General features: G+C 66.9%; 21 protein-coding genes. 5 read left to right on the forward strand and 16 right to left on the reverse strand.

The window, feature by feature from the left end:
• Both ABLE91_RS00665 and ABLE91_RS00670 read right to left on the reverse strand, forming a co-directional pair.
• Entirely contained in the window at nucleotides 1-687 is a 687-nt protein-coding gene (locus tag ABLE91_RS00665; RefSeq protein ID WP_348927429.1) for a DUF2848 domain-containing protein, read from the reverse strand.
• Between the two features lie 162 nt (nucleotides 688-849).
• A complete protein-coding gene (locus tag ABLE91_RS00670) occupies nucleotides 850-1,770 on the reverse strand; it encodes a LysR family transcriptional regulator (protein WP_348927431.1) in 921 nt (306 codons plus the stop codon).
• Nucleotides 1,771-1,896: 126 nt separating this feature from the next.
• Between ABLE91_RS00670 and ABLE91_RS00675 the strand changes: the two genes are divergently transcribed.
• The gene (locus ABLE91_RS00675; RefSeq protein WP_348927434.1) at nucleotides 1,897-3,120 is read left to right on the forward strand and encodes an NAD(P)/FAD-dependent oxidoreductase; all 1,224 of its coding nucleotides are present in this window, start codon (nucleotides 1,897-1,899) and stop codon (nucleotides 3,118-3,120) included.
• 38 nt (nucleotides 3,121-3,158) lie between these two features.
• On the opposite strand, the gene ABLE91_RS00680 is transcribed toward ABLE91_RS00675, so the two are convergent.
• The 6 genes from ABLE91_RS00680 to ABLE91_RS00705 form a co-directional block, all read right to left on the reverse strand.
• The gene (locus tag ABLE91_RS00680; RefSeq protein WP_348927437.1) at nucleotides 3,159-4,694 is read right to left on the reverse strand and encodes an ATP-binding protein; all 1,536 of its coding nucleotides are present in this window, start codon (nucleotides 4,692-4,694) and stop codon (nucleotides 3,159-3,161) included.
• A gap of 327 nt (nucleotides 4,695-5,021) precedes the next feature.
• Nucleotides 5,022-5,756: an ABC transporter ATP-binding protein gene (locus tag ABLE91_RS00685; protein ID WP_348927440.1), complete on the reverse strand. Its 735-nt coding sequence runs from the start codon at nucleotides 5,754-5,756 to the stop codon at nucleotides 5,022-5,024.
• Nucleotides 5,749-6,570 (reverse strand): ABC transporter ATP-binding protein, encoded by an 822-nt coding sequence (locus ABLE91_RS00690; protein ID WP_348927443.1) that lies wholly within the window; start codon nucleotides 6,568-6,570, stop codon nucleotides 5,749-5,751. The genes ABLE91_RS00685 and ABLE91_RS00690 overlap by 8 nt, the downstream gene beginning before the upstream one ends.
• Nucleotides 6,567-7,601: a branched-chain amino acid ABC transporter permease gene (locus ABLE91_RS00695; protein WP_348927445.1), complete on the reverse strand. Its 1,035-nt coding sequence runs from the start codon at nucleotides 7,599-7,601 to the stop codon at nucleotides 6,567-6,569. Before ABLE91_RS00695 ends, ABLE91_RS00690 begins: the two co-directional genes overlap by 4 nt.
• Complete coding sequence (locus ABLE91_RS00700) at nucleotides 7,598-8,470, reverse strand: branched-chain amino acid ABC transporter permease (RefSeq protein ID WP_348927447.1); 873 nt, start codon at nucleotides 8,468-8,470, stop codon at nucleotides 7,598-7,600. Before ABLE91_RS00700 ends, ABLE91_RS00695 begins: the two co-directional genes overlap by 4 nt.
• A 67-nt stretch (nucleotides 8,471-8,537) precedes the next feature.
• A complete protein-coding gene (locus ABLE91_RS00705; protein ID WP_348927449.1) occupies nucleotides 8,538-9,692 on the reverse strand; it encodes an ABC transporter substrate-binding protein in 1,155 nt (384 codons plus the stop codon).
• 435 nt (nucleotides 9,693-10,127) lie between these two features.
• Between ABLE91_RS00705 and ABLE91_RS00710 the strand changes: the two genes are divergently transcribed.
• The gene (locus tag ABLE91_RS00710; protein ID WP_348927451.1) at nucleotides 10,128-10,907 is read left to right on the forward strand and encodes a DNA-binding transcriptional regulator; all 780 of its coding nucleotides are present in this window, start codon (nucleotides 10,128-10,130) and stop codon (nucleotides 10,905-10,907) included.
• Nucleotides 10,908-10,918: 11 nt separating this feature from the next.
• On the opposite strand, the gene ABLE91_RS00715 is transcribed toward ABLE91_RS00710, so the two are convergent.
• The 8 genes from ABLE91_RS00715 to ABLE91_RS00750 are packed head-to-tail and all read right to left on the reverse strand — an operon-like array spanning nucleotide 10,919 to nucleotide 18,727.
• On the reverse strand, nucleotides 10,919-12,343 hold the full coding sequence (locus ABLE91_RS00715; RefSeq protein ID WP_348927454.1) for an aldehyde dehydrogenase family protein: 1,425 nt from the start codon (nucleotides 12,341-12,343) through the stop codon (nucleotides 10,919-10,921).
• 12 nt (nucleotides 12,344-12,355) lie between these two features.
• Nucleotides 12,356-13,117, reverse strand: coding sequence for an SDR family NAD(P)-dependent oxidoreductase (locus ABLE91_RS00720; protein WP_348927456.1), 762 nt, complete (start codon nucleotides 13,115-13,117; stop codon nucleotides 12,356-12,358).
• Nucleotides 13,114-14,637, reverse strand: coding sequence for a class I adenylate-forming enzyme family protein (locus tag ABLE91_RS00725; protein WP_348927459.1), 1,524 nt, complete (start codon nucleotides 14,635-14,637; stop codon nucleotides 13,114-13,116). Before ABLE91_RS00725 ends, ABLE91_RS00720 begins: the two co-directional genes overlap by 4 nt.
• Nucleotides 14,634-15,092, reverse strand: a complete 459-nt coding sequence (locus ABLE91_RS00730) for a MaoC family dehydratase (RefSeq protein WP_348927460.1) — start codon at nucleotides 15,090-15,092, stop codon at nucleotides 14,634-14,636. The genes ABLE91_RS00725 and ABLE91_RS00730 overlap by 4 nt, the downstream gene beginning before the upstream one ends.
• On the reverse strand, nucleotides 15,086-16,105 hold the full coding sequence (locus ABLE91_RS00735) for an NAD(P)H-quinone oxidoreductase (protein ID WP_348927462.1): 1,020 nt from the start codon (nucleotides 16,103-16,105) through the stop codon (nucleotides 15,086-15,088). Before ABLE91_RS00735 ends, ABLE91_RS00730 begins: the two co-directional genes overlap by 7 nt.
• Nucleotides 16,105-16,950 carry a cupin domain-containing protein gene (locus ABLE91_RS00740; protein ID WP_348927464.1) on the reverse strand — a complete coding sequence of 282 codons (846 nt, stop codon included), beginning with the start codon at nucleotides 16,948-16,950 and terminating at the stop codon, nucleotides 16,105-16,107. Before ABLE91_RS00740 ends, ABLE91_RS00735 begins: the two co-directional genes overlap by 1 nt.
• A gap of 42 nt (nucleotides 16,951-16,992) precedes the next feature.
• Complete coding sequence (locus tag ABLE91_RS00745) at nucleotides 16,993-17,787, reverse strand: HpcH/HpaI aldolase family protein (protein ID WP_348927466.1); 795 nt, start codon at nucleotides 17,785-17,787, stop codon at nucleotides 16,993-16,995.
• Between the two features lies 1 nt (nucleotide 17,788).
• On the reverse strand, nucleotides 17,789-18,727 hold the full coding sequence (locus ABLE91_RS00750; protein ID WP_348927468.1) for a DUF6282 family protein: 939 nt from the start codon (nucleotides 18,725-18,727) through the stop codon (nucleotides 17,789-17,791).
• Between the two features lie 176 nt (nucleotides 18,728-18,903).
• Here ABLE91_RS00750 and ABLE91_RS00755 point away from each other — a divergent pair, with 176 nt between their 5' ends.
• The 3 genes from ABLE91_RS00755 (at nucleotide 18,904) to ABLE91_RS00765 (ending at nucleotide 21,188) form a co-directional block, all read left to right on the forward strand.
• A complete protein-coding gene (locus tag ABLE91_RS00755) occupies nucleotides 18,904-19,884 on the forward strand; it encodes a Bug family tripartite tricarboxylate transporter substrate binding protein (protein WP_348927469.1) in 981 nt (326 codons plus the stop codon).
• A gap of 42 nt (nucleotides 19,885-19,926) precedes the next feature.
• Nucleotides 19,927-20,388, forward strand: a complete 462-nt coding sequence (locus ABLE91_RS00760; protein ID WP_348927472.1) for a MaoC family dehydratase — start codon at nucleotides 19,927-19,929, stop codon at nucleotides 20,386-20,388.
• Between the two features lie 431 nt (nucleotides 20,389-20,819).
• A complete protein-coding gene (locus tag ABLE91_RS00765) occupies nucleotides 20,820-21,188 on the forward strand; it encodes a hypothetical protein (RefSeq protein ID WP_348927473.1) in 369 nt (122 codons plus the stop codon).
• The last annotated feature ends 6 nt before the right edge of the window (nucleotides 21,189-21,194 follow it).

Genomic DNA, 21,194 nt, shown 5'->3' on the forward strand with positions numbered 1-21,194 from the left:
TCAGGCCACCTCTGGAAGCACGTCCACCGTGTAACGGTGGCGGATAATGCGGCCCTTCACCGGGTCGAACAGCTCCATGGTGAAGACGGGCGCCGGACGGATGCCGCCGATGGCGCCCACCGTGCCGCAGATCATGCCGACGCCTTCCGGCAGGCGCGTCGCCCCGCCGGTGAAGCCCGCAACCAGTTCCATGGGCGGGCGCAGGGCAGCCAGCGGGCCTTCCTGATAGAGCACGCTCTTTCCGCCCTCCTCGATGAAGGCCCGGATGATCATCTCATCCCAATGGTCCGCCACGTCGGAGAAGCGCCAGGCCGTGCGGGCGATGGGCTTGGGACAGATCTGCTTGGACAAGGCGACGCTCTGGGTTTCCAGCTTGCGGTCCGTGTGGTCCGAGGCAAGGCTCACATAGGTTTCGCCGCCCGCGCTGAACACGAAGGTCTCCACCTCGCCGGAGGTCTGGGCCCCGAGAACCTGGATGCGCTCCGACTGCGTCATCAGATTCTCCGCCGCGCGATAATAGAGCGGCACGGCACTCGGGCGCGGCACGCCGATGGCGAACAGCTCCTCGATATGGTGCTCGATGGCGGCCATGTCCCGTCCCGCCCAGCCGGCGACCACCAGTTCGGTAAGCGTGACCGTGAGGGGAGAGGTTGCGGCGTCCGCGGCGATGTCGAACTTCAGTTCCATGACGACCTGCTGAAAGGGAGGTGACGCGGCCCCGAACCTTTCGAGAAGATGCGGGGCAGGAAGGGCACGCAGCCGACGACCACCGCGCGTGTGGGAGACATTGCAGGGCATCAGGACATTTGCTGTCCAATTGTATGTTTGGAAGCGAGGTCTAAATTTAATTTATACCTCCTCCCTCTCCTGCTCGCCCCTCGCGGTCTCGTCCCTCGCCACCTGCTGCGCCATGCGGGCGATGATGCGGGAGGGGTAGCTGTCGGGCCCATCGATCCAGCTCGCCGTGAAGTTGAGGTCGGGCAACGGGTCGGACACCACATCCAGCAGGCGCAGATCGCCGCGCTCCAGTTCCTTGCCGAGGAAGACCGGCGTGATGACGGCGGGGCCGATGCCATCCAGCACCATCCGCACCACCATGGAGAGCGAGGCGCTGCCATACATGCGCGGGGTCGAGATGCCGGCGCGCATGAGCATGTCGCGCACCATGCGGTAGGGCGAACTGCTGGAGGCGTAGGTGATGATGGGCAGCATCGCCACCTCGTCCAGCGAGACCGGCCCGGGCCCCAGCGCGAGGCCGGGCTTCGCCACCCAGGCCAGGGGATAGGTGCAGAGCGGCAGATTCTCCACCCGCGCCTCCAGCACCGGCCCCATCAGGAAGGCAAGGTCGATCTGCCGTCCCATGAGGTGGGATTGCAGCACGTGCGTGCTGTCCACCTCAATCTCCAGCACCAGGGCCGGATAGGCCGTATGGATCTGCTCGATGAGCGCGGGCAGCCAGGTCTGGACGATGGTCTCGGCGACGCCGATGCGCAGCGTGCCGGCCATGGTGCTCTGGTCCCGCGCCGCACGGATCATGTCCCGCCGCGCCTCGATCATCCGCTCGGCATGGGCGAGCAGTTCGTGGCCCTTGGCGGTCAGCTTCACCCCGCGCGCATCGCGCTCGAACAGCCGCACGCCCAGCGCCGTTTCCAGCGAGGCGATGCGCTGCGACACCGCCGGCTGCGTGGTTCCAAGCTTTTCGGAGGCCGCCCGCAGGCTCCCAAGGGCGGCCGCCCAGAAGAATGTCTCTATATTGCGCAGGTCGATCATACGCAGATGATGCGCTGAATGCGGCACGGCTCCAACGGCTTGCTCCAGAACCCGAAATAAGGCCGCACGGGCCCTGGTCGTCACCAGTCCAGGTTCAGGCTATCCTCGCTTTATGGGAGGCGCAGCATGTCGCACAGGGTCGTGGTGGTCGGAGGTGGCTTCGCCGGTCTCTGGGGCGCAGCGAGCGCGGCCCGGGCGCGGGCGCTCTTCGCAGTGCCGGAGGAAGAACTGGAGATCGTCCTCGTCTCCCCGGATCCCTTCCACACCATTCGCGTGCGATGCTACGAGGCCGACCTTGCGCCGGTGCGCCTGCCCCTCGACGAGACGCTCGGGCCCATCGGCGTGCGGCGGATCGAGGGACGGGTGACGGGCATCGACCCCACGGCCCGCACGCTCACGATGCAGGATGCGGGGAAGGATCTGCCGAACCTTTCTTACGACCGCCTGCTCCTCGCGCCCGGAAGCGCGCTCACGCGCCCGCCGATCCCCTTCGATGGGGAGACATTCGACGTGGACACCTATGACGGTGCCCGACGTCTCGCCGCCCATCTCTCGGCCCTTGCGAGCCGGCCGCGGGCCCCCGCGACGGGCACCGCCGTGGTGATCGGTGGCGGGCTCGTCGGCCTGGAGATCGCGTGCGAGCTTCCCGACCGGCTCCGCGCCGCGCTCGTGGCAGACGCCCCGGTGCGGGTGGTGCTGATCGACCACGGAAACATCGGCGCCGCCATGGGCGAAGGGCGCGACGTGATCCTCGACGCGCTCACTACGCTCGGCATCGAGACGCGGCCCGGCTCCGCCGTCGCCGCCGTGGATGGCGCGGGTGTCGTCCTCGAAGGGGGCGAGCGCATTCCGGCGGCCACCGTGATCTTCGCCACCGGCATGAAAGCGAGCCCGCTGACACGGGATCTCGGCGTCGCCTGCGACCGGCTCGGGCGGCTTCCCGTCGATCGCTTCCTGAAGGTGGAGGGCGTGGAGGGTGTCTATGCGGCGGGGGATTGCGCCAGCGCCCAGGCGGACGAGCTGGGGCATGTGACCGTCATGTCCTGCCAGCATGCCCGCCCCATGGGGCGCCTCGCCGGGCACAATGCGATGTGCGACCTCATGGGCCGCCTCGAAGACCGGGTGCCCTTCACCGCACCCGATTATGTGACAATTCTCGATCTCGGCCCGCTCGGCGCGCTCTACACGGCCGGCTGGGAGCGCGGCCGGCTGGTGGCCAAGGGCGCCGAAGCCAAGGCCACGAAGCAGACCATCAACGGCATCCGCATCTATCCCCCGCGCAACGGAACCCGCGACGCCATCTTCGCAGCAGCAGCGCCGGTCATCCAGGCGCGGCCGACGGTGAGCTGAGCGAGCCGTAACGGCGCGAACCTCTGGATGCCTGCGGCTCAGTCCGCCTGCGTCGCTTCGGGCTCCGTCGCACTTGCAACAGCGTTGGGATCGCCGGGCTCGGTCTCCCAGGCGAGGCCGGGGATGGCCACGATGCGACGGCCGCGGCCGTCCAGGCGGCACACGATGACCTGACGCTCCTCCATATAAGCCAGGAGGCGCCGCGCCCGGCCAGGGGAGCGGCTGCCATAGGCGCGGGCGACATCCGCATCGGAGGGGCAAGGACGGCGGTCGAAAGCGGCGCGCGCGAGGGAAAGGAACACGCCCTGCATGTCCTCCGGGAGCCCTCCGGCCATGGTCAGCACCTCCGCCCAGGGAGAATCCTCCGCTTCCGCCTCGGCGAGGTCGATGCCCGCATGGGCCACTGCGAGCCGGCGCCGGAAGGCGGAGAGGCTGAGGGGATCGCCGCCAATCCGGCGGATCCGGCAGCGCACCAGAAAATCCTGATAGAGCACGGAGATGGAGCGGAACCCGGCATCGCTCTCGTTCAGGATCTCGCGCAGCGCCATATCGATGGCGGCTTGGCGCTGCTCGGGCGAGAGGCCGGGGGGCGGCTCGGCGGCGGGTGGCGGCGCGGGCGGCACGCTGCGGGCAAGCTGGGCCAGCACGTCCGCCGTGGGCGCGACCGCCGGCGGCCGGCGCGGCACCAAAGGCTGGCGCGCCTCGTCGGCGCCGGGGGTGAAGATCAGATCGTGGGCGTCCTCGGCGGCTGAAGGCTCCGGCAGGGGCACCAGCTTGGGGCTGGTGGAGCGCGCCGAGGTCTCCACCGCACCGATACGCACCGGCAGCGGGCGGCGTGCCAAGGCCGGGCCGAGGGCGATGAAATTGCCGCTTTCCAGGTCCCGGAACATCTCGGCCTGACGCCGTTCCATGCCCAGGAGGTCGGCGGCGCGGGCCATGTCGATGTCGAGGAAGGTGCGGCCCATGAGGAAATTGGACGCCTCAGCCGCCACATTCTTCGCGAGCTTGGCGAGGCGCTGGGTCGCGATGACCCCCGCGAGGCCGCGCTTGCGGCCGCGGGACATCAGATTGGTCATGGCGCCGAGGGACACCTTGCGGGCCTCGTCGGACACCTCGCCGGCGGCGGCGGGCGCGAACAATTGCGCCTCGTCCACCACCACCAGGACAGGATACCAGACATCCCGGTCGGCATCGAACAGGCCGCCGAGGAAAGCGGCGGCGGCGCGCATCTGCTGCTCGGCGTCGAGCCCCTCCAGGTTGAGCACGACCGAGACCCGGTGCTGGCGCACCCGGGCCGCGATGCGCTGGAGATCCGCCTCTCCCCGCTGGGCGTCCACCACCACATGGCCGTAGCGGTCCGCCAAAGTGACGAAATCGCCCTCGGGGTCGATGACCGCCTGCTGCACCCAAGGGGCGCTCTGCTCGAGCAGGCGGCGCAGCAAATGCGATTTTCCGGAGCCGGAATTTCCCTGCACCAGGAGACGCGTGGCCAGAAGCTCCTCCAGATTCAGCTCGGCCGTGCCTCCGCCCGCGCGGGTGCCGAGGTCGATGGCCACCTTGGCGGGTGCCGTCATGGCGGCGACCGGCCTGCGGTCTGGGGGCAAAAAATCATGGCTGGACTCATATCGATTCGCGCCGCGCGTTCAATCGCACTGCGCGGGGCTTACCCTGAAACCGGGTCAGCAGCGGTAGCCCATGGGGCCGCAGACGACTTTTACCAGCGCTTAGACGGTTCCTGCCCTTCAGCCTTGTGGCGGCGGCCTGCGCGATCACCCCAGCGGGCCAGGCTTGTGGACAAAGCTTGAGGGAAGCTTCCTTCCCTAACGGCATGAGGCCTGACCAGGGGGAATTCCAGCCCTCGCTGGCCTGGAAGTGGCCCCGCGCAGGAGCGCGGAGCCGGATCAGGCGCGAATGCGGTGGGCGGTCTCCACCTCGCCGCCGAGATAGGCGGCGCGGACGTGCGGGTCGGCGATCAAGGCGTCGCCCGCCCCCTGCATGACGATGCGCCCCGCCTCCAGGAGATAGGCGTGGTCGCACAATTCCAGCGCCGCATAGGCGTTCTGCTCCACCAGCAGGACGGTCACCCCGCCATCGCGGATAGCGCGGATGATGGAAAGCACCTGCTCGACGATGTTGGGCGCCAGGCCCAGCGAGGGCTCGTCGAACAGCACCAGCTTGGGCCGCGACATCAGCGCCCGGCCGATGGCCAGCATCTGCTGCTCGCCGCCCGACAGCGTGCCCGCCGCCTGGGCGCGGCGCTCGGCGAGGCGGGGAAAGTCGGCATAGACCCGCGCATAATCCTGCCGCACGCCGGCGGCATCGCTGCGCAGATAGGCGCCCATGGCGAGGTTCTCCGCCACGCTCATGTGCGGGAACACCCGCCGGCCTTCCGGGCAATGGGCGATGCCCAAGGCCAGCATGCGGCGCGGGTCGGCGCCGGTGACGTCCTCGCCCTCGAACCGAATTGAGCCGGATCGCGGCTTCACAAGCCCGGAGATGGATCGCAGCGTGGTGGACTTGCCCGCGCCATTGGCGCCGATGAGGGCGACGAGGCGCCCTGCGCCCACCTCGAGCGAGATGCCCTTCAGCGCCGCCACCTGCCCGTAGGCGCAGACCAGATCGCGGATCTCAAGCATGGGCGGCCTCCTGCTGCGCGGCCTTGGCGGCGCCCTTGCCGAGATAGGCTTCGATGACCGCCGGATCGGCGCGGATCGCGTCCGGCGGCCCCTCCGCGATGAGGCGGCCATAGTTCAGCACCACGATGCGGTCGGACACCTCCATCACCATGGGCATGTCATGCTCCACCAGAAGGATGGTGACACCCCGCGCCCGGATGGCCCGCAGCAATTGCACGAACACCTGGGTCTCCGAGGCGTTCATGCCCGATACCGGCTCGTCCAGCAGCAGCATGGCGGGGCGGGTGGCCAGGGCCAGCGCCACCCCCACCAGGCGCTGCTCGCCATAGGACAGGGCCCCCGCCATCTCGTGGGCCCGGCCGGCGAGGCCGACAAGGTCGAGGATCTCGCGGGCATTTTCGCGCGCGGCGCGCTCCGCCGCCCGTTCGCGCGAGAGGTTGAAGACCGCATCCAGCAGCCGGCCGCCGCCCTCCCGGTGAAGGCCGATGAGCACATTGTCCAGCACGCTGTCACTGGGGAACACGCTGGTGCGCTGGAAGGTGCGCGCCAGCCCCAGCCGCGTGATGCGGTGGGGCTGGAGCCCGGTGAGCGGCACGTCCTTGAAGCGCACCTGCCCCGAAGTGGGTCTCAGGAAGCCGGTGATGACGTTGAACGCCGTGGTCTTGCCCGCGCCGTTCGGCCCGATGAGGCTCAGGATCTCGCCGGGGCGCACGTCGAAATGCAAGTCCGCGATGGCGGTGAGACCGCCGAAGCGCACCGCCACGTGGTCCACGCAAAGAATTGGCGGCGTCTCGTCCTGGGGATGCGTCGTCATGGCCGGCCCTCCGCCTCGATGGGCTTTTGCGCCGCGACAGGGCGGGCGCGGCGGGCGGCGAACAGGTCCTCCAGCTTCGGCACGATGCCGCGCGGCATCACGAACAGGATGAGGATCAGCACCGCCCCATAGACGATCCACTGCGCCTCCGGCGCCATCACCGGGCGCAGGGCCACGGGGAGCAGGCCGAAGATCAATCCCCCCACCAGCGGCCCGGCCAATGTGCCCTTGCCGCCGCTCACCACCATGATGACCATGGTGACCGTGTAGGAGAACAGGAACACGTCCGGGTCCACGATGCGGAAATAATGCGCATAGAGGCTGCCGGCCGCGCCCGCCATGGCGGCCGACGCGGTGGCGGCGATGGTGAGCGTGCGGGTGGCGTTCACCCCCACGGAGAGGGCCAGGGCCTCATTCTCCTTTAGCCCGCGCATGGCCCGGCCGAAGCGCGACCGGGTGAAGCGCGCCACCACCAGGAAGCTGACGGCGGCGATGCCCAGCACGAGATAGTAATTCTGCACCTTGGTGCGGAAGATCATCTCGCCGAGGCCCGGAAATCCCAGCCGCATGCCCGGGATGCCGGTGAGCGCCAGCGGGCCCTGGGTGAGCTCCACCCAGTTCAGCGCCACGAGCCGCACCACTTCGGCAAACGAGATGGTGACGATGACGAAATAGGCGCCGCGCACCCGGAACGAGAGGCGCCCCACCAGATAGCCGGTGGCCCCGGCGATCACTACCGCCAGCGCGAAGCCGGCGAGCGGCGACCAGGGCTCGTGCACCACCCGCAAGCCGAACAGCAATTCCACGTCGAAGCCCAGGGCGGTGAGCGCACTCACATAGGCGCCGATGCCGAAGAAGGCGATATGCCCGAGGCTGAGCTGGCCGGTATAGCCCAGCAGTAGGTTGAGGCTCATGGCGCCGATGGTGAAGATGCCGGTCTGGATGAGCGCGTTGAGCAGATAGGGGTCACTGAGGCCCAGCGGCAGCAGGGCCAGGACCACGAGAAGCGCGAGGGGGAGATAGCGCATCATCCGATGCGCTCCGCCCGCGCGAACAGGCCGGTGGGCTTCACCAGCAGCACCGCGATGATGATGAGGAAGCCCATGGCGTCGCGATAGCCCGACGAGACGTAGCCGGCGCCGAACTCCTCCGCCAGCGCCAGGATGAAGCCGCCGATGGTGGCACCGGTGATGCTGCCGAGCCCACCCAGTATGACGATGGCGAAGGCCTTCACCGCCGCCAGATCCCCCATCTGCGGGAATACCACATAGACCGGTCCCAGCAGCGCGCCCGCCGCGGCCGCAAGGCTCGACCCGATGGCGAAGGTGGCGGTGTAGATGAAGCCCACATTCACCCCCATCAAAGCGGCGGTGTCGGCGTCCTGGAAGGCGGCCCGCATGGCGCGCCCGAGCTTGGTGCCGTTGATGGCGGCGTAGGTGAGTGCGATCAGCGCCAGCGCCGCGGCGAACACGAACACCCGCACCCAGGAGAGCGACACGGGACCGATCTGCAGCGGGGCGTCAGGGAACGGCGTGGGAATGGATTTCGCCACCCCGCCGAACACCCACAGCGTGCCCGATTGCAGGATGATGCCGGCGCCGATCATCACCAGCATGGTGGTGTCGATATCCGAGCCGCGCAGCGGGCGCAGCAGCACGAACTCGATCAGCGCGCCCAGCAGCAGCCCGGCCACGATGGCCACGGGAAGCGCCAGGAAGAAATCGAGGCCAAGCGCCACCGAGGCGATGTAGGCGGCATAGGCGCCGAAGGTATAGAGCGCGCCGTGGGTGAAGTTCACCACGTTCATGATGCCGAAGATCAGCGTCAGGCCTATGCCCAACAGCGCATAGGTGCCGCCGAGCACCAGCGTGTTGGCGAGATGTTGCAGCAACTGCGTCACGGATGGCTCCGGGATGGGCGCATGAAAGGAGCCCGCCCGGCGCCGTGCCGGGCGGGACATGGACGGCTCAGATGTTGACGAGGCTGACCTTCCCGCCCTCGATCTTGATGAGATAGACGAGCGGCTTGCTCTGCCCGCTCTCCTTGCCCGCAGGCCCGGTCTTCACGAAGGCGATGGGGCCGTTGAGGCCGGTGAGCTTCGTGTCCCAGAGCGCCTTCTGGATCGCCTTCGGCTCGGCGACGCCGGCCTTCTGGATGGCTGCCGCGATGGTGCGGATGCCGTCATAGCCCCGGAAGCTCTCGGTCGCGCCCGCAAACGAGAAGCCGCGCTTCTTCCACTCCTCGAGGAAATAGGTGGTCGCGGCGGGGTCCGGGGTCTGGGCCGGATCCCACGGCAGGAAGGTGGTGAGGTGCATGGTGCCTTCGGCGGCGGCGCCCGCCTGGGCGATGATCTGGTCGGGATTCTGCGAGCCGCCGGTGGTGATGACGCGCTTCTTCATCCCCAGCGCCGCCATCTGCTTGAAGATCAGGGTCAGCTGGTCCACGGCGGAGGTCACGATGAGGGTGTCGGCGTCGGACGCCTTGATCTTGGCGAGCTGGGCGCTCATGTCCTGCGCCGCCGGGTCCATGGTCTCCACGAGGCCCACGTCCACGCCCTTGGTCTTCAGCATGGCGCTGAAATCGGTGGCGGTGCCGCGGCCCCAGTCATTGTTGATGACCAGGAAGTCCACCTTCTTCAGGCCCAGATTTCCCACCTTCGGCTCGAACAGCTCCGCCTCCAGCGAGGAGGGAGGCGAGATGCGGAAGATGAAGGGGTTGCCCGACGTGGTGATCTTGCCGGAGGAGGACGTCTCCACCAGCATGGGCACCTCGTAATCCACCAGCTTCGGCATCACCGCCAAAGTGAGGCTGGAGCCCCAGGCCCCCATCATGACCGGCACCTTGTCGGAGGTGATGAGCTTCTCGGCCACGGCGGCGGCCTCGGTGGGGTTGCTCTTATTGTCCTCGATTACCAACTCGATCTTCTTGCCGAGCACGCCGCCCTTGGCGTTGATCTCGTCGGCGGCGATCTTCGCCCCGTTCACCACATAGGTGCCGGAGGCGGCGAACGGGCCCGTCAGCGGCTCGTTGACGCCGATCTTGATGGTCTGGGCGGAGGCGGCGCTCGCGAGAAGCGCGAGCGAGAAGGCGGCAAGCGTGGCGAGGCGGAGTGGTGTTTTCATCACGATCTCCCGGGTGAAACGGCAAAAAAGAGAAGCATGCTTCGTATCCGCCTTTATGCAGAGGGCATGCCAAGAAGCGGCAGAACACGCGGGCACTGCGAGGGAAGACGGATGCACATGACACTGGAGGCGCGGGGTCTCATACAGCGCCGCCGTGCAAGGCGACGCTCTAGACACCCCAACGGAAGGCAATGCCCGATAGCCCGACGCGGAGCCCTTGCCCGCTTAAGCGCGGAAGTAGGCCAACTCCTGGAGGCGCACCTGATGCGCGTGGTGAGCGCGTCCACTGGCGCTTCAAGGCAGCGAACTTGCTTTAATTGTGGGCAACTGCCCTGGAATTGATCCAGATCAATGCTGGACGGCGCTCCGCCGTGATCGACGAGGACTTCCGCTGTCCATCGTGACAGGAGGGCACGCCTGCGGTAACGCAATGGCATGCCGTCCTTTCCTCCGGTTCAGTCCGTCCAGCGCGCGCTCGCTCTCCTGACCGAGCTTAACCGGCAGCGCGTCACCAGCGTGGGCGAGTTGCACCAGCGCACCGGCCTGCCGAAGCCGACCATCGTTCGCCTGCTGGAAACCCTGATGGCGGAAGGTTTTGCCGCCAGCGACAGCCGGCTCGGCGGCTATCAGGTGACATCCAAGGTCGCCGCGCTGAGCAGCGGCTTCCATGGCGCCCCCATGGTGATCGAGGCCGCGCGGCCCTGGGCGATCGACCTCACGCGTAAGCTGAAGTGGCCGGCGGCGGTGGCGGTGCTGCAGGAAGACGCGGTGTTCGTGCGCTTCAGCACCATTCCGGACAGCCCGATTTCGCCGTTCCACGCCACGCTCAACCTGCGGCTCAGCCTCGTTTCCCGCGCGCTGGGCCGCGCCTATCTGGCCTATTGCCCGAAGGAGGAGCGGCGGCTTCTGGTCCAAATGCTGGGCGCCTCCGGCCATGCCGAGGACCACCCGGAGAATCTCACGCGCACGGTGCAGCAGCTGGTCCGCTCCACGCGCAGCCGCGGCTTCGCCGAGCGGGACCCGAACGTCGAGCCCAAGAATTCCGGCACGATCGCAGTGCCCATCATGGCCGACGGGCTGGTGCTGGCGACGCTGGGCCTGACCTATTTCCGCTCGGCCGTGCGGCGCTCCACCCTGATCGACACCTTGGTGCCGGCGCTCAAGGAGGCGCGCGCACATATCGAGCAGAGCATCGAGGCGATGCGCGCGCTGTGAGAGATAGCCCCCTACTCCCGGTGGCCGAGGATCGCCTTCACCTCGAGATATTCCTCAAAGCCGAAGACCCCGAATTCGCGCCCATTGCCGGACTGCTTGTAGCCGCCAAAGGGCAGGCTGCGGTCGAACGGAGCGCCGTTGAGATAGACGCGCCCCGCCCGGATGCGGTTGGCGACGGCACGGGCCCGGTTCAAGTCCCTGGACTGCACGAAGCCCGCCAATCCGAACGGCGTGTCATTGGCGATTTCGATCGCTTCCTCCTCGCTGTCATAGCTCATGATGGACAAAACGGGGCCGAAGACCTCTTCGCGCGCGATCCTCATCTGCGGGGTCACGTCACCGAAGACGGTGGGGCGAACGTAATATCCACGGTTGAGGCCCGAAGGCCGCCCCGTTCCGCCCGCCAACAGGGTCGCGCCCTCATCGAGGCCCGACTGGATCAGATCCTGCACTTTCTCGAACTGCGCCTCGCTCACCAGCGGCCCCATGGTGGACGCCGGATCGAGCGGGTCTCCCAGGCGAATGGTGTCGATGGCCGCGCGCGCCGCCTCGAACGCGGCATCCCGCTGCGCACGCGGGATCAGCATGCGCGTGGGGGACTGGCAGTTCTGGCCGGCATTTGTATTGCAGGCGTGAACGCCCGCGATCACGGCGGCTTTCAGGTCGGCATCGGCGAGGATGATGTTGGCGGACTTGCCGCCCAGTTCCTGCGCGACGCGCTTCACCGTATCCGCGGCAAACTTTGCCACCCTGACACCGGCCGTCGTCGATCCGGTGAAGGACACCATGTCGATCTCGGGGTGGGCGGCGATGGCCTCGCCCACCGTGGGCCCGTCGCCATTCACGAGATTGAAGACACCGGCCGGCAGGCCCGCGTCGTGGACGATCTCGGCAAACAGCATCGCGCTGAGCGGCGCGATCTCGCTGGGTTTCAGGACCACGGTGCAGCCGGTTGCGAGCGCCGGCGCGACCTTGGAGGCCACCTGGTTCAGCGGCCAGTTCCATGGCGTGATCAGCCCGCAGACACCAATCGGCTCGCGGCGGACGATCCCGTCCCCCATCCGCTCCTCGAATTTGTATCGGGCAAGCACGCGCGCCGCTTCTTCGAAATGAAACAGCGCGACGGTCGCCTGGCGCTCTGTGGCGAACGTGATGGGCGCCCCCATTTCGAGGGTCATCATCTGCGCCAGTTCCGGCAGGCGCGCCCTGAAGCCTGCGATGATCTTTTCTAGGTAGGACAGGCGGCCTTCGACACTCACCTCGGAATATGCCGCGAAAGCGCGGCGCGCGGCCTTGGCGGCCCGGTCCGCATCCTGCCACGAGCCCAGGCTGATCTGCGCGAAGGTCTCCTCGGTCGCAGGGTTGACGATGCCCAGGGTTGACGGCGCGGCGGGATCCACCCAGGCACCGTCGATGTAGAATTTCAGCTTTTCCATCGGTCCCTGCCCTTAAAGGTGCCGGCCTTCGTCCACCGGCACGACAATGCCCGTCGAACTGGTCAGGTTGACGATGCAGGCGATAACCGCCCTCGCCACATCGTCAGGGGTGGTGACGTGGGCAAGCGGGAATCTCTCCGAGGTTTTCTGGAGCTGCTCACGGCTCCGGCCGGGGACAAAATCCGTGTCCACACCGGCCGGCGAGACGGAGAAGACGCGGATCTTCGGCGCGAGAACCTTCGCGAGCGCGATGGTGAGCGCATCGACGCCCGCCTTGGCGGCGAGATAAGCGAGGCTGCTGCCCAGTCCCGTGCGGGCCGCGATGGACGAGATGTTCACGACGGCTGCCCCGCTGCCGCGCTCCAGCAAGGGGCGGAAGGCACGAACCATGGCGAACGGCCCCCGCAGATTGACCGTGAGGGTTCGGTCAAAGATCTCGTCCGTCAGCCCGTCAAGATCGTTGGCGGGCACAGGGGTCGTGGCGCCCCCGCAATTGACCAGCGCATCGAGCCGCCCGTACTGCGCCTCCACGGCCGCCGTCGCCTCGGAGATGGATGCCGGATTGTCGATGGCGATGTGCATGGCGACATGCCCGATGCCCTGCAGCCCGTCGACCACCTCTTCCGCCAGCGCGCGGCGGCTGTTGTAGCCGACCACGACGGCCGACCCCAAGGCGGCGAGGCGCGCCGCCGTCGCCTTGCCGATGCCGCTGCTGGCACCCGTGACGAGCGCCACTTTCGGGATCGACAGCGCGGGAATTTCGATGCCGGTCATCTGCCGCCCTCCCAATAAGGCCGCCTCAGGTCCTGCTTCAGGACTTTGCCCACATTCGACCTCGGCAACGCGTCGCGCAATTCCACGCCGGACAGGCGCTGCATCTTCCCGAGCTGGGCATTGGTCCAGGCCAGGAGTTCGCCAGGATCGATCTGCGCATCCTCCCGGGCAACGACCAGCCCGAGGGGCGTCTCGCCCCATCGCTCGCTGGGCACCGCGATGACGGCTGCGTCGGCGACGGCCGGGTGCGACAGGAGCTTTTCCTCCAGGTCCGTCGCATAGATGTTGAACCCGCCCGAGATGATCATGTCCTTCTTGCGGTCGAGCAGAACGAGGAAACCGTCCTCGTCGAACAGGCCGATATCGCCGGTGCGGTGGAAGACGGCCCCTTCCCCATCGCTCCAATAGAAAGCCCGGTTGGCGGCTTCGTTGCGGAAATAGCCCGACATCATGGTCGCCGACCGCCCGATGATTTCACCGCGCATCCCCGCCGGCAGAAAGCGACCGTTCTCGTCGATGATACGGATGTCGTTTCCCGGAGCCGGCTTGCCCACGGTATGGGCCTTATGCGGAAAGGCGGACACGTCGAGGACACACGTGCAGCCCCCCTCCGTGAGACCATAGATCTCAAGAAAGCGCCCCGGCCACCGTTCGACGGCCGCCTCCTTGACCGCCACGGGCAGCGGCGCGCCGGTGCATTGCTTGATCCGGAAATGAGAAAGGTCGCGCGCCCCGAAACCGTCCGATGCCAGAATCCGCTGGTATTGCACAGGGACCAGCATGGTGTGCGTCACCCGCTCGGCTTCCGCGAGGTCGAGATAAGCTTCGACGTCGAACTTCGGCATCAGGATGACGCGGCCGCCATGGAACAGCGTGGCGAGCAATGGCATCAGAGTCGTGTTGGAATAGAGTGGGGTGGCGAGCAGCATGGTGCTCGCCTTGTCGATCCCGAAAAGGCTTCTGGCGGCCTGCCGGTAGCGCATCGCGTGCGAATGGACGATGCCCTTGGCCCGTCCCGTGGTTCCCGAACTGTAGATGATGTTGAAGTCCGCCTCCGGCGCGCTGGCGCGCACATGCTCCAGCGGCGCGGCGCGCAGGAAGCTGCGGGGAAGTCCCTCCCCTGGCGTGACCGCAAGCACCGGCACCCCGGAAACGGTGCGGACGAGCGGTTCGTTCTCGTGGTGCGCAATGACAAGATCCGGCTCGCTGTCGGCGATCATGCCTGAGAGAGCATCACGGTGAGCCGAGGCCGGCAGCGGCACAGCGCACCCGCCAGCGGCGACACTTGCCAAGTACGCGACCACGAGTTCGACACTGGCGGTGCCGAGGAGCCCGACGCGGCCGCTGCCCTCGGCAACCACCGGCGCGAGAGAACCGGCGGTCTCGAACACGGCTTCCCGAAGCGACCGCCAACTCAGGCTTGCACCGCCGCAGCGCAGGGCTTCATCGCCCGGCCTATCGAGGCCGTGCGCGAGTATTCTCCCGAGGAGCCTTCCTTCCTCTCCAGGTACCGACATCATTCGTCCTCGATCAAAACGATGTTCCTGGCGATCAGGGCCGGCTTGTCCGCGCCCTCGATCTCCATGGTCGCCTCCAATTCGATGCGCGTGCCCGTCGCCTGCCGGGTGGCCTGGACGAGCGACAGGGTCAGCCTGATGCGGCTGTCCACTTGCACGGGCGCCAGGAAGCGGACGCGGTCATAGCCATAATTGAAGCCGCGCCCCCGCCTGCGAACCGCGAAAATCCGGCGTTGGAGCCAGGGGATCAGCGAAAGGACGTAGAGGCCGTGCGCAATGGTCCGGCCGGCCGGCATTTCGTGTGCCGCGCGCTCGGTATCTATGTGGATCCAATTGTCGTCGCCCGACAGCCGCGCGAAGTCGTCGATGTGCTGCTGCTTGATGGTGAACCAGTCCGACGCGCCCATGAGGTGCCCGGCATGGAGTTGCAGATCGGCTGCGTACTCGACGGTCAGCATCGGACACGCTCCGGGAGGCTTTGCGCGCGCTGGGGATCGACCAGTAGCACCACCTTGCCGATCTGCGCGTTCCGGTCGAGCAGCTCATGTGCGTCGCGCACTTGCTCCCACGGAAACACAGCGTGGATCCGGGTGACAATGCGGCCTGCCTCGATCAGTGGCCAGACATGCTGCACCAGCTCGGAGGCAATGGCGCCCTTGTAGGAGGCCGGCCGTGGCCGCAGCGTGGAGCCGGTCAGCGTCAGCCGGCGGCGGACGATGGCGCGGACATTCACCTCGGCGCTCTCGCCGAGATGGCTTGCGATGAGGACGAGGCGTCCGTCGGATTTCAGAAGGTCCAGTTGCTTCTGGGTGTAGTCGCCCGCCTGCGCATCAAGCACCACATCGACGCCTTCCCCGCCGGTCGCGCTCCGGACCTCGCTTTCCCAGTCGCCGCGATAATCGATGGCGTAATGCGCCCCCACCTCCAGGCAGACCTGCCTCTTCTGCGCCGTGCCGGCGGTCGCGAAGACAGTGGCGTCGCGCAACTGACGGGCGATCTGGATGCCGGCGAGACCCACACCGCTCGTCCCGCCCTGGATCAGAATGGCTTCGCGCCGAGCCAGCCTTCCAAGCCAGATAATGTTGTTCCAGGCGGTGAAGAAGACCTCCGGCAGCGAAGCCGCTTCGGCGAATGTGAGGCCGCTCGGAACCGGCATGCACTGCACAGCCGGAACGCTGCAGAACTCGGCATAGCCGCCGCCATTCACAAGCGCGCACACGCTGTCGCCGGCCTTCACGCTGCTGACGCCCTCGCCCACTTCTTCAATGAGGCCGGCCACATCGAGGCCCGGAAGGGGGGACGCGTCCGGCGGGGGCGGATAAAGGCCGCGGCGCTGCTGGATGTCCGGACGGTTCACGCCGGCCGCGAAAACCCGGATCACAACCTCCCCGGCCTTTGCCCGAGGACGCGGCATGTCGGTCATCCGCAGCACCTCGGGGCCACCCGGGCGTTCGATTTCGATGGCGCGCATCATGCGTCTGCAGGCATCGGATATTCGTCGGCATTCAGCACCAGGCCCGGCTTGCGCGAGAAGTCGAGCCGCGGCGGGGCGAAGATGTCGATCAGCCAGGAACGCTTGTCGCCGATATTGCGGCTCGTATGCACCACCCTGGGCGGGATGACGGTGACCGACGGGCTGCCGATCTCCAGGTGCTCGTCGGGACGCCATTGCGACATGTCCGGCACCCAGGGATACCGCAGGTGATGGATATAATCGCCCTCCAGCAGTAGCGAGGCCTGCTCGAAATCATCGTGGGCGTGCGGGCTGAGCTTGCTGATGTCGCGCGGCGCGGTGCGCTTGGTGAGCACGTTGATCATCAGGTTCGTCGAGCGGAACAGCCGGATATTGGTGTCGGGCTTGTCGTAGTCGAATGGCCTGTAATTGCGCAGCTTGAAGCCGCCGGGCGGTTCCGGCCAGGGAATGAGCGGCGCGACCTCGGCGGCGCCGTCCGCATAGGTCGCGGCATTCTCTGCCTTGCCGGCCAAGTCGGCGGCGCGGTTCGAGAGCACGCGCACCACATGGCCCGCGCCTGTCGCCACCATTTCGCTCGGCCCGGGCGGGACGATGGTGAGCGTTTCCGGCGCTGCCTCGATGGTCTCTCCACCCGCCCGAATCGTGGCGCCCACATCGCCGAGCAGCACCATGTATTCGTCGGGATTGTCGGCGCGGCTCAGCACGGCGCCGGGCTCGACCTTGGACATGGCGACCACGAAATTGGCGCCGCGTGTGATCCAGGTGCGGCTGTCGGCTTCCGTGAGCTGCGGCGGGGCTTTATAGGCGCGGCCGGCGCTGGCCGGCCTGATGTGCGCGGTCATTGAGGTCTCTCCCTATGGACGCATGGCGTCTGTTATTCGTGGTCAGGCCGTCTTGGCCTGGGTGCTTTCGGCAGGCGCGCCGAGCGCACGGATTTCGGCGAGGGCCTGCCCCGCTGCCTTGCGGATGAAGCCCTGGTCCGAGGAGACCACGAACGCGGTCGCGCCCTCATCGCGCAGCCAGGACGCCTCTTCCCGGCCGCCGACGAACATGCAGATGGGCTTCTGGGCGGCGCGTGCCGCCCTGCCGATCCGCTCCACCGCGCCACGCACCTCCGGGGCATCGGAGGATTTCGCCCCGAACGCGACGGAAAGGTCGCCGCGGCCGATGAACAGGGCGTCGATGCCCTCCACCGCGGCGATGACGTCGATCTCGTCGAGCGCTTCCGGGTCCTCGATCTGGGCGATCACCGTGGTGGCGGCATCGGCAGCTTCGACCGTCTTCCACATGCCGGCGGCGCCATAGCCGGCATGCCGGGGTGAGCCGGAATATCCGCGCCGCCCCCCCTTATAGCGGCAGGCCGCTGCGACCTCGCGGGCATAGGCGGCGGTGGCCACATGCGGCACCAGAACCCCTGTCGCGCCGCAATCGAGGACGGACAGGATGCCCGCCGCACTCGAAACGCGCACCAGCGCGGCCGTGCCGGCGGCGCGCGCGGCGAGCAATGTTGCGTCGGTCGCGAGGCGGTCGAACGGGGCGTGCTCCTCATCGATCACGACGAAGTCGAAGCCGAGCGCGCCGATGATCTCGGTGGCGTGGGTGGTCGGCGTCTTGATGAAGGTGCCGATCAAGTGCTCCCCGGCGAGCAGCCGGCTGCGGAACAGGGTGGGATCAGCCATCTCATGCGCTCCTGGCGAGGGCCGGCGCGGCATTGGCGCCGAGGCCGGCAAGGCGCATGGCGTTGAGGCTCACCATCTTGCGGATGTCGTCCTCGCCATAGCCGAGTTCGAGCAGCAGGCGGATGATCTGGCGGAAGCCTTCGACGGGGGACGGATTGTTCTCCTGGCCGAGATCGGAGCCGAAGAAGGTGCGGTCGACCCCGGCGGCGTCGATATAGCTCTTGAGCTGTTCGGGCGTGTACGTCTTGAAGCGCGAGTCGATGAACATGCAGATGGAGTGCTCGATATAGACGCCGAGCTCCATGAGGCGGGGAAAGTCCTTCAGCTCCGCGCCCACAGTGTAAGTCGGATGGTTGACCAGCAGCCGGGTGCAGCCGCGGCGCCTGGCTTCCTCGAACAGCGGCCACACCTCGCTGATATGCAGGTGCCCGCAGGACAAAACAGCGTCGTACTGGGCGACGAGGTCGAGGATCGGCTTCACCTCCTCGCGCAGGTTGCCGTGCTCGTCCACCACGGAGAGGGCGGTCGGGCGCCGCATCTCGGATTTCGCCACCAGAAGCTTCTTGTTGTGCCCTTCGCGGATGTGGTTGGCGGCCGAGACGGTGGGCATCCAGACCACCTTGCTGCCCATCTTCAGCGCGACCTCCACCGCATAGGCATTGAAGCCGCCGAGCGCGTTGTTGAGCACGATGGCGCCGAGGGGCTCCACGCCGAGATGCGCATAGCGCTCACGGATCAGTTCGACGATGGGTGCGGTCGGGTAGTAGTGGTCCTTGAACAGAACCGCCCGCATGCCGGCGGCTGCGGCCTCTTCGATGGCGTCGATATGGTCCACCAGCCGCGCCATCACCGAAGGGCCGCTGTGGCAGTGCAGATCGACGGCTCCGCGCATCGGGGCGTCCACCGACGCGGCCTTCGTCTCCGCCTTGTTGTCGCTCATGGCGGCCTCCTTTCGTTTCCGGCGGTGAAGCTAGCCGATGCGGAGCTTGCGTCGACCGGCGATTGCGCCCGTTTCGCATCACGAAACGCTCCCACAAAGGCGCACCGTCGGCCGCCGGGTCGGCTAGGGTGCACAAAACAAATGGCGCAGCTCCGGCGCGCGGCAGGGAGGACAGAATGAAAGCTCGCATCACTCGAAGGATTGCGCTTGCCATCGCCGCCACCGGCCTTCTGGCGGGGCCGCCGGTTGCCTTCGCTCAGGCCTGGCCGACACGGCCGGTCACCATGATCCTGCCGTTCGCCGCCGGCGGGGGGACCGATCTTTTGGCGCGTGCGCTCGCACAGGATCTCAGCGAACGGCTCGGCCAGCAGTTCGTCGTCGACAACCGCACCGGCGCAGGCGGCAATATCGGCGCCGCCGCCGTCGCCAAGGCCACCCCCGATGGCTACACGATCATGTTCGGCACGCCCGGCCCGCTCGCGAACAACAAGCTGATCTATAAGAGCCTTCCGTTCGATCCCGAGCAGGCCTTCGTGCCCATCGTGCTGATCGCCAAGTCGCCTCTCATCATTGCGGCGAAGGCATCGCTCCCGGTGAAGGATATCAAGGATCTTGCGGCATACGCCAAGGCGAACCCCGGCAAGCTCACGGTTGGGGTTCCAGGCAACGGAACGCTCGGCCACATCACCGCGCTGCTGCTGCAGAAGGACCTCGGGATCACCATGACGAGCGTCCCCTATCGCGGCACGGCGCAGGTGGTGAACGACCTGATCGGGGACCAGGTGGACCTCGCCATGGATTTCATGCCGTCCTATCTGCCGCTGGCGCGCGACGGCAAGATCCGCGCGCTCGCCGTCACCACCGCCCAGCGTTCGAGCGATCTGCCGGACGTGGAGACCGTGCAGGAGGCCGGCTTCAAAGGCTTCGAGGCCTCCGCCTGGTTTGCCCTGGCGGCGCCCACGGGCACGCCCAAGGAGATCATCGACAAGCTCAACGCGGCCACCAACGCATTCCTGAAGAGCCCGAAGGGGCAGGAAGTGCTCGCCAAGCTAAGCATGCAGGCCGTGGGCGGCACCCCGGCCGATCTAAAAGCCTTCATCGCTTCCGAGCTACAGAAGTGGGGCCCGGTGGTGAAAGAGGCGAACATCACCATGTGACGCGTTCTGGATCAGATGGCGGGGCCGCGAGCGGGAAGAGCGATGACGAAATACCTCGAGGATTTTCACGAAGGGGACGTCTGGCACAGTGGAACGATGACGATCGGCGAGGCTGAGATGATCGCCTACGCCACGGCGAACGATCCGCAACCCATCCATATCGACCCGGTCGCGGCGAAGAGCGGGCCATTCGGCGAAATCATTGCCAGCGGCTGGCAGATCGCGGCCTTGTCCATGCGGCTTTTTCTTGAGGCCGGCGGCTACGGCGATGCGCCCATCGTCGGCATTGGCATCGATGAGTTGCGCTGGAAGCAGGTGGTGCGGCCGGGCGATGTGCTCCGCACCGCCCGTGAGATCGTCGAGGCACGCAGGTCCCAATCCAAGCCGGACCGCGGCGTGATCCGGACCCGCGTGACCGTCCTGAACCAGCGCGACGAGACGGTGATGACCTACTATGCGCTCGGACAGGTGCGGGCGCGCGGCACGGTCCCCGAGGGGACATAGCGCGCATCAGAGGTTTCATCCTTCTCCGAGGATGGAAGAATTTCCTGGGAATCCACTCGTTGACTGCCGTCTGCGCGCCTGCGGACGGCGGCGAGCTTTATTGCTGCAAGACGCTGCTCGCGCGCCGGCTGCAGCGCGCAGTGCTTTGCTGCCTTGCCTCATCGTTGTGCAGCGCAAAGGCCGCGCAAAAGCCCCGGAATTGCTTTGATATAGGTCAACATATTTATCAGTATGCCCCTTTATATCGCGTCTGCGAGAACGGCACCGCAGCGATAAATTGCCAATAAATCCGCCATAACGCCCATTAATCGATCAGTTTAGAGTTTTCCCATCTTGGCCATTGACACTCAAATTAATCAGTGTACCCCTATTTATCGAGGTCGCTTCCAACGGCCCGTGCAAATGCCTGCCCACCCTCAAGGAGGCCCCAGATGGCACAAGAGCCGCTCGCCACAAAAGGCAACTTCCTGCACATTTACGACTTCACCATCGCTCCCGGCTCGGAAGCCGAGTTCATCCGCGAGTTCGAGGATTTCGACTACTCGGACGGGAACCCCATGCATAAGTCGTGGGCGCAGGTGAAGGACGGCGTTCTTCTTCGCGATACGCAGGATCCCCTGCGCTTCTACCTGATCGCGGAATGGTCCGACATCGAGGAGCATGCGCGCATCCGCAAGATCCTCGCGGAGGAGCTGAAGCCCTCCTTCATCCGCCACATCACCGGCGGCAAGTTCGTGCCGCGCTATGCGGAAGTGGTGTCCAGCACCCCCGAGGAAATCCTCAACAAGGCGGCCTCCTGAGCCTTG

Source organism: Aquabacter albus (assembly GCF_040049275.1).
Taxonomy (GTDB): Bacteria; Pseudomonadota; Alphaproteobacteria; order Rhizobiales; family Xanthobacteraceae; genus Aquabacter.

Coding starts and splice junctions, on each gene's coding strand:
- ABLE91_RS00760 (WP_348927472.1), top strand. CDS start 19,927: ATGACGAAATACCTCGAGGATTTTCACGAAGGGGACGTCTGGCACAGT.
- ABLE91_RS00675 (WP_348927434.1), top strand. CDS start 1,897: ATGTCGCACAGGGTCGTGGTGGTCGGAGGTGGCTTCGCCGGTCTCTGG.
- ABLE91_RS00680 (WP_348927437.1), bottom strand. CDS start 4,694: ATGACGGCACCCGCCAAGGTGGCCATCGACCTCGGCACCCGCGCGGGC.
- ABLE91_RS00710 (WP_348927451.1), top strand. CDS start 10,128: ATGCCGTCCTTTCCTCCGGTTCAGTCCGTCCAGCGCGCGCTCGCTCTC.
- ABLE91_RS00725 (WP_348927459.1), bottom strand. CDS start 14,637: ATGATGTCGGTACCTGGAGAGGAAGGAAGGCTCCTCGGGAGAATACTC.
- ABLE91_RS00670 (WP_348927431.1), bottom strand. CDS start 1,770: ATGATCGACCTGCGCAATATAGAGACATTCTTCTGGGCGGCCGCCCTT.
- ABLE91_RS00750 (WP_348927468.1), bottom strand. CDS start 18,727: ATGAGCGACAACAAGGCGGAGACGAAGGCCGCGTCGGTGGACGCCCCG.
- ABLE91_RS00705 (WP_348927449.1), bottom strand. CDS start 9,692: ATGAAAACACCACTCCGCCTCGCCACGCTTGCCGCCTTCTCGCTCGCG.
- ABLE91_RS00730 (WP_348927460.1), bottom strand. CDS start 15,092: ATGCTGACCGTCGAGTACGCAGCCGATCTGCAACTCCATGCCGGGCAC.
- ABLE91_RS00745 (WP_348927466.1), bottom strand. CDS start 17,787: ATGGCTGATCCCACCCTGTTCCGCAGCCGGCTGCTCGCCGGGGAGCAC.
- ABLE91_RS00735 (WP_348927462.1), bottom strand. CDS start 16,105: ATGCGCGCCATCGAAATCGAACGCCCGGGTGGCCCCGAGGTGCTGCGG.
- ABLE91_RS00765 (WP_348927473.1), top strand. CDS start 20,820: ATGGCACAAGAGCCGCTCGCCACAAAAGGCAACTTCCTGCACATTTAC.
- ABLE91_RS00695 (WP_348927445.1), bottom strand. CDS start 7,601: ATGATGCGCTATCTCCCCCTCGCGCTTCTCGTGGTCCTGGCCCTGCTG.
- ABLE91_RS00685 (WP_348927440.1), bottom strand. CDS start 5,756: ATGCTTGAGATCCGCGATCTGGTCTGCGCCTACGGGCAGGTGGCGGCG.
- ABLE91_RS00720 (WP_348927456.1), bottom strand. CDS start 13,117: ATGACCGGCATCGAAATTCCCGCGCTGTCGATCCCGAAAGTGGCGCTC.
- ABLE91_RS00690 (WP_348927443.1), bottom strand. CDS start 6,570: ATGACGACGCATCCCCAGGACGAGACGCCGCCAATTCTTTGCGTGGAC.
- ABLE91_RS00665 (WP_348927429.1), bottom strand. CDS start 687: ATGGAACTGAAGTTCGACATCGCCGCGGACGCCGCAACCTCTCCCCTC.
- ABLE91_RS00755 (WP_348927469.1), top strand. CDS start 18,904: ATGAAAGCTCGCATCACTCGAAGGATTGCGCTTGCCATCGCCGCCACC.
- ABLE91_RS00715 (WP_348927454.1), bottom strand. CDS start 12,343: ATGGAAAAGCTGAAATTCTACATCGACGGTGCCTGGGTGGATCCCGCC.
- ABLE91_RS00740 (WP_348927464.1), bottom strand. CDS start 16,950: ATGACCGCGCACATCAGGCCGGCCAGCGCCGGCCGCGCCTATAAAGCC.